The organism is Seramator thermalis (genome assembly GCF_004138125.1).
Taxonomy (GTDB): Bacteria; Bacteroidota; Bacteroidia; order Bacteroidales; family Dysgonomonadaceae; genus Seramator; species Seramator thermalis.
This window is the reverse complement of record NZ_RXHS01000001.1, coordinates 384,313-398,346: the sequence shown is the minus strand read 5'-3', so window position 1 is coordinate 398,346 and position 14,034 is coordinate 384,313. Positions and strand designations below refer to the sequence as shown.

Annotated in this window: 11 protein-coding genes; 6 read left to right on the top strand and 5 right to left on the bottom strand. The window is 44.4% G+C overall.

What is annotated here, in order from left to right:
• Positions 1 to 3 precede the first annotated feature (3 nt).
• The 3 genes from EJN84_RS01760 to EJN84_RS01750 are packed head-to-tail and all read right to left on the bottom strand — an operon-like array spanning position 4 to position 4,576.
• Positions 4 to 2,979, bottom strand: coding sequence for a glycoside hydrolase family 3 N-terminal domain-containing protein (locus EJN84_RS01760; protein WP_129593805.1), 2,976 nt, complete (start codon positions 2,977 to 2,979; stop codon positions 4 to 6).
• Positions 2,976 to 3,809, bottom strand: coding sequence for a bifunctional metallophosphatase/5'-nucleotidase (locus EJN84_RS01755; RefSeq protein ID WP_129593804.1), 834 nt, complete (start codon positions 3,807 to 3,809; stop codon positions 2,976 to 2,978). The genes EJN84_RS01760 and EJN84_RS01755 overlap by 4 nt, the downstream gene beginning before the upstream one ends.
• A gap of 11 nt (positions 3,810 to 3,820) precedes the next feature.
• Complete coding sequence (locus EJN84_RS01750; RefSeq protein ID WP_129593803.1) at positions 3,821 to 4,576, bottom strand: 5'-nucleotidase C-terminal domain-containing protein; 756 nt, start codon at positions 4,574 to 4,576, stop codon at positions 3,821 to 3,823.
• Between the two features lie 253 nt (positions 4,577 to 4,829).
• Between EJN84_RS01750 and rplS the strand changes: the two genes are divergently transcribed.
• Together rplS and recO are read left to right on the top strand one after the other, a co-directional pair.
• Entirely contained in the window at positions 4,830 to 5,180 is a 351-nt protein-coding gene (gene rplS / locus EJN84_RS01745; protein ID WP_129593802.1) for a 50S ribosomal protein L19, read from the top strand.
• Between the two features lie 89 nt (positions 5,181 to 5,269).
• Positions 5,270 to 5,992 (top strand): DNA repair protein RecO, encoded by a 723-nt coding sequence (gene recO, locus EJN84_RS01740; protein ID WP_129593801.1) that lies wholly within the window; start codon positions 5,270 to 5,272, stop codon positions 5,990 to 5,992.
• On the opposite strand, the gene EJN84_RS01735 is transcribed toward recO, so the two are convergent.
• The gene (locus EJN84_RS01735) at positions 5,989 to 6,609 is read right to left on the bottom strand and encodes a thiamine diphosphokinase (protein ID WP_129593800.1); all 621 of its coding nucleotides are present in this window, start codon (positions 6,607 to 6,609) and stop codon (positions 5,989 to 5,991) included. The two genes, recO and EJN84_RS01735, sit on opposite strands and share 4 nt — an antisense overlap.
• Positions 6,610 to 6,914: 305 nt before the next feature.
• On the opposite strand from EJN84_RS01735, the gene EJN84_RS01730 reads away from it, so the two are divergent.
• The 4 genes from EJN84_RS01730 to lpdA all read left to right on the top strand — a co-directional run bounded on the left by EJN84_RS01730 (position 6,915) and on the right by lpdA (position 11,917).
• Positions 6,915 to 7,928, top strand: coding sequence for a thiamine pyrophosphate-dependent dehydrogenase E1 component subunit alpha (locus EJN84_RS01730; RefSeq protein WP_129593799.1), 1,014 nt, complete (start codon positions 6,915 to 6,917; stop codon positions 7,926 to 7,928).
• A gap of 71 nt (positions 7,929 to 7,999) precedes the next feature.
• The gene (locus EJN84_RS01725) at positions 8,000 to 9,001 is read left to right on the top strand and encodes an alpha-ketoacid dehydrogenase subunit beta (RefSeq protein WP_129593798.1); all 1,002 of its coding nucleotides are present in this window, start codon (positions 8,000 to 8,002) and stop codon (positions 8,999 to 9,001) included.
• Positions 9,002 to 9,019: 18 nt separating this feature from the next.
• Positions 9,020 to 10,132 carry a dihydrolipoamide acetyltransferase gene (locus tag EJN84_RS01720; RefSeq protein ID WP_129593797.1) on the top strand — a complete coding sequence of 371 codons (1,113 nt, stop codon included), beginning with the start codon at positions 9,020 to 9,022 and terminating at the stop codon, positions 10,130 to 10,132.
• Positions 10,133 to 10,204: 72 nt separating this feature from the next.
• The gene (gene lpdA / locus EJN84_RS01715) at positions 10,205 to 11,917 is read left to right on the top strand and encodes a dihydrolipoyl dehydrogenase (protein WP_129593796.1); all 1,713 of its coding nucleotides are present in this window, start codon (positions 10,205 to 10,207) and stop codon (positions 11,915 to 11,917) included.
• Positions 11,918 to 13,425: 1,508 nt separating this feature from the next.
• On the opposite strand, the gene pnuC is transcribed toward lpdA, so the two are convergent.
• Positions 13,426 to 14,013 (bottom strand): nicotinamide riboside transporter PnuC, encoded by a 588-nt coding sequence (gene pnuC, locus EJN84_RS01710; RefSeq protein WP_129593795.1) that lies wholly within the window; start codon positions 14,011 to 14,013, stop codon positions 13,426 to 13,428.
• Between the last annotated feature and the right edge of the window lie 21 nt (positions 14,014 to 14,034).

Here is a 14,034-nt window from a genome sequence, read left to right as displayed (position 1 = left end):
CTTTTAGTGGGTCGTATCTTTTTTTGTATCGATAGCTTTATAGATTTCGTCCTGAATTCGTTCGCGAATATTTAACGTCGAAAGCTTGTTGGGAGTTCGCGACGGATATACTCTGTTCGACAAAAATATATAAATGAGATTGTTTTCGGGATCAATCCAGAAGCAAGTACCCGTAAATCCGGTATGTCCATAAACCGATTCGGGCGTCAAAGTTCCTGTGGGGCTAAGTCTTGGATTTTTGGGATCGGGTTTGTCAAATCCCAATCCGCGCCTGCTGACCATACTTTTTTTGGTAGTGAACAGGTTAACGGTTTCCTCGCTCAAAAAACGTTCATCGCCATATTTTCCCTTGTTAAGCCACATCTGAAAAAGTTTAGCCAAGTCGTTAGCCGTCGAAAACAAACCGGCATTGCCCGAAATTCCTCCAAAAAGCGCTGCTCCTTCGTCGTGAACGTATCCTCTGACAAGTTGTTTTCTGAAAAAAGGATCGTTTTCGGTGGGAGGAATATCGTTGAGCGATAGATATTTGAGGGGTTGGAATGTAGTAGTATATGCCCCCAATTTTCTGTAAAAATTTTCTTGTACATAGGTGTTTAAATCTTGCCCCGAAATATGTTCGACGGCTTCTTTCAGAAGCATAAAGTTCAGACAACTGTAAGCATATCTTCCTCGATTTTTCAACGGCGTATCGATGATGTCCTTAAGCAGCACATCATGCATTTTTTTGCCGGCATAGAGATCTTTTGCAACGGGCAAGTTGAAGTTGTTCGAAGGTTGCGAGGCTATCAGGTCTGAACGAAATTTATAGTCGGTTCGTCCCCAAGCTCCCGCATAATAGGCGTTATAGGTTTCCGATTTAGGTCCAAAAAGCGGACCGGAATAGCTGCGTTTGTCGATAGCGGACTCGTAATATGGGATGAAAGGAGTGATGCCCGATTCGTGAAAAAGAAGTTCCTGAACGGAAATGCCGGCTTTGTTGCTATGTTTCGTTTCGGGAACAAATTTGCTGATCGGATCTTGCAATTTCAATTTTTTTTCGTCGAAAAGTTTCATGACGGCAGGCAAGGTTGCCGATGCTTTTGTGACGGATGCCAAGTCGTACACCGTTTCGTCGGTAACTCGAGATCCAAGTCCGTATTCAAAATTACCGAATGCTTTTTCGTAGATAACAACCCCATCTTTGGCAACCAAAACTACACAACCCGGATAGGCTTTGTTGCGAATGCCTTCGTAAGCAATGGTTTCGATATTTTTCAAATTAGCGGAAGCAATTCCAACTTCTTCCGGAACGTTATATGCGAGCCGGATTTTATTCGTCCGTATTCCATGATTAAGCTCGAACCCCGTCGTCTGCACCTGTAGTTTACCGGAAATGGAAATTCCTCCAAAAATTCCCTGCGCTGCACTCATTTGTGCAAAGGTACTGTTATCTTGCGCTATCAGGACAGCTTTGGCTTTCGAAACCGAGAGTTTGTACGAATCGGTCTCCGAAGGAGAGGTGAAAAATACAAGAATCCCGTTTTTTTGTTCCACGAGTTTTTGCAATAGAGGCGCATCTTTCAATCCGGTATTGTGTATCGAAAAAATCACGATATTATAATCGGACAGCTGTTGTTCGATTTTTGCCAAATCATCCGGTGTCGATACCTGAAAATCTTTCACGTAGTCATACTTGCGAAGCATCTTCTGAAAATCGTTTCGTACCACTTCTCCAATAGCAACGGAGGCTATGATTTTTGTTTCGAGGTGTTTCAAAGGCACCAAATCGGTTTCGTTTTTTAATAGCGTAAGGGCATTATCATATAGTTTTCGTTGAAGCCATTCGGTATTGCCTGTGCTGATTTGTTGTTTCAGCATGAAATCCGAAACATCGGCAGGTTTTTTCTGGGATACGCCGAGAATGTATTTGTAGGCAAGGATTTTTTTTACCTTCTCTTCCAACATCGATTGCGAAATGATTCCTCGATCAACGGCGCTTTTCACGGATTCGAATTCCTGTGACAGCTTTGGAGTTCCCAAGACGATGTCATTTCCAGCCAACAAGGCTTTCACACTCATATCCGGCTGTTTTGCGACGGCTTTCATTGCCATTCCGTCCGTAAAAACAAGTCCGGTAAAACCTTCTTTTTCCTTGAGCAATTTTTCGCCAACATTCGGGGAGAGGGAAGAGGCCTGGCCATTGGTTTGGAGAGCGGGGACATTGAGATGTCCGATCATCAAACCCGAAAGGCCGGCTTCAATATATTTTCTGAAGGGAAAAAGTTCGATTTCGTTCAATTGATCGGCAGAAAGATTTACGGTTGGCAATGTTTTGTGTGAATCTTCCGAAGTATTGCCATGTCCCGGAAAATGCTTGGCGACAGCCATCACACCATTATCCTCCAATCCTCGCGAATAGGCGATGCCTTTGCGTGCCACATTTTGTGGATCGGCGCCATAGGAACGTGTTCCGATTACCGGATTATTGGGATTAGTGTTGACATCGAGCGTTGGTGCGAAATTGATGTGAATGCCCATTTGTTGGCACTGTCGGGCTATTTCGGCACCATATCGATAAAGAAGCGTGTCATTGGTGATTGCGCCCAAAACCTCATTACGGGGGAATTGTGGAGCATCGACCAACCGCATTGAAAGACCCCACTCGCCGTCGAGGGCAATGAACAGAGGAATTTTCGAAATTTGTTGTGCATATCTCGCGATTTCGGCTTGCGAAGAAAGCGTTCCTTTACCAAAAAGGATTCCTCCGATTTTTTGATTTTGTATGTATGCTGAAACTTGCGCTTTGCTCTGTTTGTTGAGTTCGACGATGGGCATAAAAAGCTGTCCGACTTTTTCTTCAACAGTCATGGTGCGATAAACGGAATCAACCCAAGTTGACATTTTTTGTTTATCGACTTTGTTATAAAAATTTGTCGGGATTTGTGCCGAAAGTGTTGTTACGATGAATAAAAATAATCCCCATAGAAAATAACGTTTCATTTTTTTGTCTTCTCCAATTCCACATCCAAACGGCCGATATACATTCCTCGGTCGCCATTCTGAAATATCACTATATCTTTTCCGTCCGCGTTTTTCAATGTTTTAGCTTCCTTCATAAAGGTGTGGCTATGTCCGCCCAAAATGAAGTCGATGTTGTGTGAATTTTCAGCCAAATTGATATCGTCGGTGTATCCGAGATGAGAAAGACAGATCACAATATCACATTTTTTTTCTTTTTTCAACATAGTCGCATATTGATTGGCTGTAGGAATGGGCGAGAGAAACTGCATTCCCTCATAATTCGCGGACGCAATTAGTCCTTTGGGTTGAATGCCAATTCCAATAATGCCAATTCTGACTCCTCCTTTTTTCAGAATGATATAGGGCTTGGTCAAACCTTCGACAGGTGTTCCGATGAAATCGTAATTGGTACATACGATGGGGAATTTTGCCCTGCGTGCTACGCTGGCGATCGTGTTTAATCCATAATCAAATTCGTGATTCCCGAGCGTGGTCGCATCGTATCTCAATAAGTTCATGACCTCGGTCTCAACCTCGCCTTTGAACATATTGAAGTAGGGTGTACCTTGCAGAAAATCGCCCGAATCGAGAATCAGGACATCTTTGTTGTCTTTTCGCACCGAATCAAAATAGGCAGCACGACGTTCTGCTCCGCCCAAATTGGCATTGCGACTATCGGTTGCCGGTACCGGTTCGATGCGACTGTGGGTATCGTTGGTGTGTAATATCACAAGTTTCACCTGTCCCCATATCCCAACACTGAAGGACAGGAAAATAATTAACAGAAGATGATTGTATGAGGTTTTCATTTCGCCATAAATTAGTTGAGTACAGTAATTCTACCGTCGAGTTGCGACGTTATTTCTTTTCCCTGACGGGTTTGTTCGCGAACGTAATCAATCATAATGTCGCGAAGCGTAATGCCGGTATCGGTCAACTTCACGGCATTTTTAAAAGCCGACATTCCGTTATTACCGTCGGCCAGGTAGTCCAACGTAACGATATGATAGATTTTGTTATCGTCGATGAGCTTCCCGTTAATGGAAACACTTTTCACCTTTTTGTTCTCGATGACCAGTTTTACGTTCGATGATATTCCTCCGCCTCCCATGCCGGCATAAGCTCTGAAAATATCGTTCAAATCGGAGCCTTTCAGATCGAGAAAGACGATGGTGTTGTCAAAGGAATAAATTTCATAGAGATTGCCGATGGTGATTTCCCCTTTTGGCATCGTTGCTCTGTGTCCGTGAACGTTCATCACGGCAATATCTGCACCTGCCGGCAAATGTTCGTCTCCATAGGCTTTCATGACATCGGAGGTGAAATTGGTGAGCAGACTTTCAGGAATGCCGTAGTCCATGAATTGTGTCGAAGTTCCGATTACCTGATTCATCTCTTTGTCGAGCAGAGTTTTGTATTTTTTTACCAGTTCATGCATTTGGGGTTGCGGGTATGCATCAAAAGTGCTGTCAATCTTTACAACAGAATTTTCGACGTGGGTGATCATATATGACGGTTTGCACGAAACGAGCAGCAATCCGAGCGTGAATAGATAGAGTAACTTCTTGAATATCATTTTTTGATGGTTTATCTCTTTTTTATATTAAGGCGATTTTCTGTGTGATGAATAACCTTTGAGCGTGTCAAAAATACGTATTTTTCCGTCATCGAAAGGTATAAAAACGAAAAAATGCACATAAAAAGATATTTCTCGTTGTGGATTAAAGATTTATTACTATCTTTGCAACCGCTTTGCGCAATCTCTGTCGGGAAATGCCGTTATATTGCGTTCTTTTTTCGTTAATTATTAACATAAAGCTTTACAAAACATGGATTTAATAAAAATAGCAGAAGAGTCTTTTGCCGGGACTAAAAAGGAGTTCCCAAAATTCAAAAGTGGAGATACGGTGACGGTTGCCTATCGCATCGTCGAAGGGAACAAGGAACGTATTCAGCAATATCGCGGTGTTGTGATCCGAATCTCGGGGCATGGCGACAACAAACGATTTACCGTTCGCAAAATGTCGGATAATATCGGCGTTGAACGTATCTTTCCCATGAATTCTCCTTTCATTGAAAATATTGTTCTCAACAGTGAAGGTAAGGTTCGTCGTACCAAACTTTATTACCTCCGCAACTTGCGTGGGAAAGCTGCCCGCATCAAAAAGAAAATGTATTAATCGAAAAATATACAATCGCTTCATAAACGCTCCAATGCAAATTGGGGCGTTTGTCGTATATTTGCCGAAGATTATTTTTCGAAAAAGATATGCAGCATAAAACACGTGGTGTGGTGTTGGGCATTTCGCCATATAGCGATGCTTTTTCGGTGGTTCATGTTTTTACGCTCGATTTCGGACGAATTTCATATCTGCTGCCCCAAAAAGCCGGCAAAAAAGCAAAAGTGAAGCCGTCTCTGTTCTTTCCGTTTTCGATATTGGAAATGGATGTGGAGCACCTTCCGTTGCGCGAAATTCAGCGGCTGAAAGATGTGGAACGAACATTTTCGTTGAAGGCACTCAATTCCGATTTGGGTAAAATCTCGGTGATTTTCTTCCTTTCGGAATTTCTGGATAAAATATTGCGCGAAACGCAAGAAAACAGGCCTTTATTCGCTTTTCTCGAACATTCTGTCGAGGTGCTCGAAAATACCGATTCAGGCATAGCCAATTTCCACATTGCCTTTCTGCTTCAATTGACGCGTTATCTGGGTATTATGCCCAATTTGGAACACTATCGACAAAATTGCTGCTTCGATTTGATGAATGCCGAATATGTGGATTTGAAACCTTTTCATCGACATTTTCTTTCGCCGGAAGAGACTGCATATCTCGAAAAGCTGAAAAGAATGAGTTTTCGAAACATGAATTTGTTCCGCTTGTCGAAAGCCAATCGCAACTTGATTATCGATTACCTGCTCGAATATTATCGGTTGCATGTTTTCGATTTTCCACCCCTCAAATCGCTTGATGTGTTGCGCGAATTATTTTAAAATGCCTGAAAAACAATCACTCTTCCCTGCGTACTGACGGTAAATTCTCGGCCAAGCGATTCGTTGAGTGTGCCTTGCCACCAATTGGTGAGTAGTGCGTTTTCGAGTGGATATTTCAGCCCTGTCAGAGTTATTGGATTGGAATCGATACAGAATACCGAAACTTGTTGCCCTGCTTTGCTCTCGAACGTAGTTTCGCCGTGGATAGGGGTAAAGCGGCCGTAATCGGTAATCATGGTTACCCTCACTTTCAACCGATATTCGGCTAAAAGCGAAATATTGCCCAAGGTATGATCTTCGCGTTTGCCTGTGGCACCAACGATAGTGATATCCTTTATTCCTCGACTGATGCAAAAGTTGACGGCCTTTGTCAAATCGTTGGTATATTGATCGGGATCGGGATATATCCGATCTTCGAAACGGATTTTGTTTTCCGGCGAAATGGAATCGCAGTCGCCAACTATCGCATCCGGAATTCCGATATTGGAAATGAATGCATTGGCAGCTCCGTCGCAGCATACGATATATTTTGCCTCGCGTAGAGCCAATAACGGAATCGGATGGGTGGGGAATTGCCCGTTAGCCACAACAACTGCGGATGTTGGTTTTTTAGTCATTCTAACACTTTGTATTGATCGGATCAAAATTACACATTTGTATTTGCATGGAACGCTTGTCGAAGAAAAAAAACATTTTTGTTACGAACAAAAAATAATCTGATTTGTTTTTCTGTCTGAAAAATTATGTAAAACGGTTCTAAATAAAATTCCGTAAAAAATTTTATAAAGTGACTTATGAGCAAGCTGCTTATGAAAATGCCGATAAAAAAAACGGTATGTTAAACAATATGGTACGCTCAAGCGTTACTTTGTCTATAAGAAAATAGAACTTGAAATAATTGATAAAATCACAGCAAAAAATTATGGCTTCAAAATCCAAAGAATCCACCAAGACAACAGACACAATTAAACAAGCTCTTTCGAAAGACGAATTCCTTACCATGCATCGGCAGATGTTGGATATTCGAAATTTCGATAACAAGGTGAACGAGCTTGTGAAGAGAGGAAAAGTTCCCGGTATGACGCATTTTTCGGTAGGCGAAGAAGCGGCAAGCGTTGGCGCTATTGCCGCTATCGGCGAAGGCGATCTGATTACCTCCAACCACCGCGGGCATGGTCAAACCATTGCGATGGGGATCGACCTGAACGAGATGATGGCCGAAATTTTAGGACGTGCCACCGGCACGTGCAAAGGTAAAGGGGGATCGATGCACATTGCCGATCTCGATAAGGGAAATCTTGGTGCTAACGGCATTGTAGGAGGTGGCATGGGAATGGCTATTGGTGCAGCCCTAACACAACAAATGAAAAAAACCGGAAAAATAGTAATTTGTTTTTTTGGTGATGGCGCCGTTAACGAGGGCACATTTCACGAGACCCTCAATCTTGCTTCCATCTGGAAACTTCCGGTCATTTTCTATTCCATCAACAATATGTACGGAATAAGTACGCCGATCAAGAGTGTAATCAATATCGATTACAATTATCGTCGGGCTGCTTCGTACGGGATTCCGGGCTATCTGATCGAAGACGGCAACAACGTAATGGACGTTTACGACAGATTCCGCGACGTGGTAGCGTATGTTCGCGAAGGAAACGGTCCTGTACTGGTAGAAAGCCTCACCTACCGGTGGTACGGACACTCCACTTCCGATCCGGGAAAATATCGGACGAAAGAGGAAATTGATGCGTGGAAGAAAAAAGATCCTATCCTCAAATTCTCGAAATATTTGATCGATAACAAAATCGCAACTCAAAAAGAACTTGACGATTTGGACAAGGCTTCGAAAGAAGCAGTTGAAGAAGCCGTACAGTTTGCTTTCAGCAGTCCGGAGCCTTCTCTTGAATCGGCTTTCGAAGATATCTTCGCACCATAACGGAGCCAATTTTCCACTCATGCGAATTATTATCAATCACAGCTAAATCAAAAAAAATCACAACAACATAAATGGAAAACGAAACCAAATTAATGTCTGTCAGAGACGCAGTTATTATGGCCATGTCCGAAGAAATGCGTCGCGACGAAAACGTATTTCTAATGGGTGAAGACGTCGGAATATTCGGCGGAGATTTCGGAACATCGGTAGGAATGCTCGAAGAATTCGGGAAAGAACGCGTGCGCGATACGCCAATTTCCGAAAACGCCATTTCGGGATGTGCCATCGGCGCTGCCATGACCGGGATGCGCCCTATAGTGGACGTAACGTTTATGGATTTCATCGTTTACATGATGGACAACATCGTCAACCAGGCGGCCAAAACGCGATATATGTTCGGCGGTAAGGGTCAGATACCGGTTGTGTTTCGCTGCGCTGCAGGATCGGGAGTCGGTTCGGCCGCACAACACTCGCAATCGCTCGAAGCGTGGTTCACGCACATTCCCGGACTCAAAGTGGTGGCTCCCGGTACGCCTGCCGATGTCAAAGGACTTCTGAAAGCAGCCATCCGCGACAATAACCCGGTTATTTTCCTCGAATATAAAGCACAATACAACATGAAAGGCGAGGTGCCGCTCGATCCCGATTTTGTGTTGCCGCTCGGCAAAGCCGAAATTAAGCGCGAAGGCAACGACGTGACGGTGGTAACTTACGGCAGAATGCTCGAACGAGTGCTGAAAGCCGCGGACGAACTGGCCGAATCGGACGGAGTGCACGTAGAGGTGGTGGACTTGCGAACGCTGGCTCCCCTCGACAAGGAAACCGTTCTCGAATCGGTGAAGAAAACCGGTCGCGTGCTTTTGGTGAACGATGCCCACAAAACCGGCGGATTTATCGGCGAAGTGGCTGCCATGATTGCCGAAAGCGATGCTTTCGATTATCTCGACAGTCCCATTCTGAGACTGGCTGCCGACGATATTCCTACGCCATACAATCACCTGTTGGAAACGGCTATGGTTCCGAGCGTGGAAAGAATTAAGAAATATATTCTCAAACTGGTAAACAAACGATAATTGAAATTGTACATATCGATGGAAGAAACGAAATTACGGGCAACTCCGGCGGCAAGAGCTTTGGCAAGGCGATTGGGCGTCGATTTGTCGAATGTTATCGGAACCGGCTACAAAGGGCGCATTCATCGCGATGATGTGGCAGGATTCAACTTTGAGGACAAAATCCACATTTCGCCTTTGGCCAAGCGAATTGCCGAAGACAATCAAATATCGTTGAAAGGAATCAGAGGAAGCGGACGCAACGGCAAAATCATGAAAGATGATGTGATAAAGCTCATTTCCGATCCCGAACTCAAAGCACGATTGACCAGCGATTATTTTGCAGAACTTTCGACACCGAAAGCTCCATCGCAGGCAACAGCGAAAACGCAAAACACGACTCAACAGTCAGCAGAGCCTTCTACTTCTGTGGCGACACAATCGCAACCGGCAGGCGAAACCGAAACAGTTGCATTGAGCCAGATGCGCAAAATCATATCCAAACGCATGACCGAGAGCTTTTATTCGGCGCCCACGTTTACGCAGACATGGGAAGTGGATATGACCGAAATGCTTGCCCTGCGTGCGAAACTGCTCGATCCGATCAGGGAGAAAACGGGGAAGAAACTGACCGTTACCGATTTGATTTCGATGTCGGTGGTGAGAACATTGTTGAAGCACAAATTCATCAATGCCAGCCTCAACAAGGAAGCAACCGAAATTACCTTTCACAACTACGTGAATTTGGGAATAGCGGTGGGTATGGACGAGGGGTTGCTGGTTCCGGTGGTAAAGAATGCAGAAAAAATGTCGCTGAGCGAATTTGTCGTAGCTATCAAAGACCTTACCGAACGCACTTTTTCGAAGAAACTGCTGCCCGACGAACAATCGGGAAGCACGTTTACGATCAGCAATCTGGGCATGTATGGCGTGGATAACTTTACGGCGATCATCAATATGCCCAATGCGGCCATTTTGAGTGTGGCTGCTACAAAAGACACACTGGTAGCATACAATGGCGAACCGAAAATCCGCCCGATTATGAAAATGAGCCTCACCTGCGATCATCGCATCATCGACGGGCTGACAGGTGCCAAGTTTATGGCCGATCTGAAAGCTTCGATGGAGAATCCGCTGTCGCTGCTTATTTAAAACGGAAATCCGTTCCGAAATTTCGGAATCAAAAACAAATACTGATCATTAACATCATTCAACCTAAAAAATATGGCTTTTGAAATTATTATGCCCAAAGCCGGTATCGACATGAGCGAAGGGCAAATCGTAAAATGGCTCAAGAAAGAAGGCGACCCCGTGACCGAAGGTGAAATTATTCTCGAAATCATGACGGACAAAACGAGCATGGAAATCGAGGCCGAAAAATCGGGCGTTCTGCTCAAAATCGTGCATCACGATGGTGAAACTGTTCCCGTAACTACCGTCATAGGTTATATTGGACAGCAAGGTGAAAACGTAGATCTCATCCCCCAAGAGGAAGAAGAGCCCCAACCTGTGGTGCAGCAGGGAGAAGAAAAACCCTTGATCCGCATGGAGGAAAACTCCTATCACGTAGTTGTCATCGGAGGGGGACCGGCAGGCTATGTTGCCGCCATCAGAGCAGCCCAACTCGGTGCCAAAGTGGCTATTGTGGAAAAGGGAACTTTTGGAGGAACGTGCCTCAACGTGGGATGTATTCCGACAAAAGCCTATCTGAAGAATGCCGAAATCATCGAAAATATCGAAAATGCTGCTTCGCGTGGAATCATGCTCGAAAGCACGAAATTCACCGTCGATATGGATAAAGTGATGAGCTTTAAAAACAGTGTGGTGAAAAAGCTGACGAGTGGTGTTGAAGGACTCCTTAAAAGCAATGGCGTGGACATTTACAAAGGCGTGGGCAAAATCAACCGAAATAAAAATGTAGTGGTCAACGATAAGCAAATTCTGAAAGCGGATAAGGTTATTCTGGCGGGTGGTTCGAAAGTGAACCGCATCAACATTCCCGGAATCGAAAGTCCGAAAGTGTTCACCAGTGACGATATCCTCTTCACCACCGAAGTGCCCGAGACACTTGCAGTGATTGGTGGCGGCGTAGTGGGAATCGAGTTGGGGCAGTCGTTTGCTTCGTTCGGTTCGAAAGTTGTCGTAATAGAAGCGATGGACCGCATCATCCCCATGATCGATCACGAAGCTTCAGACCTGCTCACGCAGACACTTCGCAAGAAAGGTATGGAAATCATCACTTCCGCTCGAATTACCGAGATTGTGGACAAGGACAATCGGCTCGAAATAAAAATCGACGGTCACGATTCCGTATTTGCCGACAAAGCGTTGCTTGCCATCGGCAGAGTGCCCGACACGGAAGGAATAGGCGAAGTGCAATTTGAAATGGATCGCGGGAAAATAAAGGTGGATAAATATATGGAGACGAGTGTGAAGGGAATTTACGCTCCTGGCGATGTCAACGGTTTGTGGATGCTTGCGCATACGGCTTTTCGCATGGGCGAAGTAGCTGCCGAAAACGCCGTCAAGGGCAATCATCGCGAAGCCAACCTGCATTCGGCGCCGTCGGTAGTTTATACCCTGCCCGAAGTGGCGATGGTGGGCCTTACCGAAGAGAAAGCGCGCGAAAAATATGGTGATGTGCGTGTAGGTAAATTTCAGTTTGTGGCCAACGGACGGGCTCTTGCTTCGGGCGACACTGTCGGTTTTGTGAAAGTGATTGCCGACAACCGTTATGGCGAAATACTCGGTGTTCATATCATCGGGCCAATGGCGGCCGAGATCATCAATCAGGCTTCGCTCATCGTGGAGATGGAAATTACGGTGGATGAAGTGGTGAAAACCATTTACGGACATCCCACCTATTCCGAAGCACTTTTCGAAGCTTGCGCCGATGCCTTGGGAGAAGCTATTCACATTCCGAAGAAGAAGAAGTAAATGCAGTTTGCAACAGTAGCGAAGCACGGATTAGCAGAGCAAAGCGGATCCGTGCTTTGTGTCTTTGTGGCAGTAAACAATTTCTCGTAGATCTGGAAAAATAGCTCTCGCAAATGTACGTAGATTTCGACCCTGATGATCGCAGAAAAAAATCAGTGAGAATCGGCGAGAAAAATTTTCAACCCACAGCTAAGACGTTCCGAAATATAAATTCTCTGCAACATGAAAGAAAAAAATTCGGTTGATTGAATTCAACATTTTGTGACGCCTAACCGATTTTCAAAAACCGGTTAGGCGTTTTTCGTTAAGTTGTATTTACTCGAAAAAACATAGTTAATTACTGAAAATAACCATCAATATTTATTTAATATCACATTCTTTCCAATTTGTAAATATGTTCACGTTTATTTACATTTAGATATAGTTGTTAAGTTGAAACGGCTGTTTTATATCGATTTTCACACTTCATAACGTGACGAGTAGGTTTTGTGTCATAACATTGGTCACTTTCCATTTTGACGAGTGACCTTTGTGTTCACACAAAACGCACTTTCCAAAATGCGGAATGGCATTTGTGAACCCAAAATGGTCGCTTTTCACTTTGACGACCGACCTTTTACGATTTACATGACCCACTCCGTTAACAAATTATGGGATGTTGTGCCCTTTTCGATAACTATTTTTAAGGGAGAGTGGCTTTTGTGCAGACACAAAACCCGTTCCTCGCGGCGACGAGTGAGTTTTGTCTGCGAACAAAGGTCGTTCGTCTTAACGCCGAATAACCTTTTTCGGGTGAAAAAGGTCGTTCCTCATTTTGCGGAGTGAGTTGTTTCGATAGTAAAAGGTCGTTCCGCACGATGAGGAGCAGGCAATTCGGTAAAAACAGGCCACTCTGCATCCTACGGACGGGGTGTTTTACCGGTAAAAAGTCGTTCCTCAGCGCGGAAAGTAGGTTTTGTGTCTGCACAAAAGCCGTTCCTCGTGATAACAAGTCGTAATTTTCGGCGGAAAATTATCGTTCCTTTAACAGTCCGGTAACCTTTTCGAATAGCAATTGGCCGTTCCGCAAAAGGGAGACCATATAATGCAGCGGCGAAATGGGCGTTCGGCACGGAGCAAAGTGAGGATATTCCGTGAGCAAACAGATAAGAAACAAAAAAATAGTCATATTTGCTTACTTTTATTGTGATACAAATTTAAGAGGGTTTGGAAATCTGCCGGACCAATAAACAAAAAGAGCATCTGCGATTTATGTCCAACGAAGTCGATATATTAGAAAACGAAATACGGAATAAATATCCGGAAGTATTGGAAATTCTTTTGAGAGACCATACCACACAAAAGAATATTTTTTGGGCTACCGATAATTACAGGAAGTTTGGAAGCGTATACGAATACGATTCTCCGATTTTGCCCGAACTGATCACCAGTGAACGTGGGCGTATCATCATGCCGAGATATCATTTTTCCCTCTTGCCATGTGAGAACATTCAAGCCGAAATCGGATATTATTCGATATTCATCGACATTGTTTCCTGCTTTTCTCCGGACATTCGTTTCCATTTGTAATATCCGAACGCCGAGACCACAGAATATATGGCAAACAATCCGGCGGTAGGATACAATCCTTTCCAGAAATACAACCCACACGACACGACATTCACCACAAACCACAGCCACCACTGTTCTACGTATTTTTGCGCCAGCATCCACATGGCAACGATGCTCAATGCTGTGGTGAAAGCGTCGCCGTAGGGCACCGGACTGTCGGTGAAACGGACCAGGACGAAGGCGATGGCTGAGAATAAAATGACTCCAATGGCTGTCAGAGGAAAAATATATCGAGTGGGAGTGTGTACGATAGGCAATTCGTTTTGTTTGTCTTTCCCCCGGTTCCATCTAACCCATCCGTAGATGCTGGCGAAAAAATAGTAGATGTTGATGCCCATGTCGGCATAGAATTTACTTTCGAAGAAAATCCACACATACACCATGGGCATCAACACACCCACCGGCCACAACCATTTGTTGGCTTTGTATTCGAGCATCAAATAAATGATGCCGATGATGGCGCCGATGATTTCGATAGTTTGCATGTTCGAATCGATTTTCGTGGG

Bases quoted from the DNA above. Each gene is read 5' to 3' on its own strand.
- EJN84_RS01760 (WP_129593805.1), bottom strand. From the start codon at position 2,979: ATGAAACGTTATTTTCTATGGGGATTATTTTTATTCATCGTAACAACA.
- EJN84_RS01755 (WP_129593804.1), bottom strand. From the start codon at position 3,809: ATGAAAACCTCATACAATCATCTTCTGTTAATTATTTTCCTGTCCTTC.
- EJN84_RS01750 (WP_129593803.1), bottom strand. From the start codon at position 4,576: ATGATATTCAAGAAGTTACTCTATCTATTCACGCTCGGATTGCTGCTC.
- rplS (WP_129593802.1), top strand. From the start codon at position 4,830: ATGGATTTAATAAAAATAGCAGAAGAGTCTTTTGCCGGGACTAAAAAG.
- recO (WP_129593801.1), top strand. From the start codon at position 5,270: ATGCAGCATAAAACACGTGGTGTGGTGTTGGGCATTTCGCCATATAGC.
- EJN84_RS01735 (WP_129593800.1), bottom strand. From the start codon at position 6,609: ATGACTAAAAAACCAACATCCGCAGTTGTTGTGGCTAACGGGCAATTC.
- EJN84_RS01730 (WP_129593799.1), top strand. From the start codon at position 6,915: ATGGCTTCAAAATCCAAAGAATCCACCAAGACAACAGACACAATTAAA.
- EJN84_RS01725 (WP_129593798.1), top strand. From the start codon at position 8,000: ATGGAAAACGAAACCAAATTAATGTCTGTCAGAGACGCAGTTATTATG.
- EJN84_RS01720 (WP_129593797.1), top strand. From the start codon at position 9,020: ATGGAAGAAACGAAATTACGGGCAACTCCGGCGGCAAGAGCTTTGGCA.
- lpdA (WP_129593796.1), top strand. From the start codon at position 10,205: ATGGCTTTTGAAATTATTATGCCCAAAGCCGGTATCGACATGAGCGAA.
- pnuC (WP_129593795.1), bottom strand. From the start codon at position 14,013: ATGCAAACTATCGAAATCATCGGCGCCATCATCGGCATCATTTATTTG.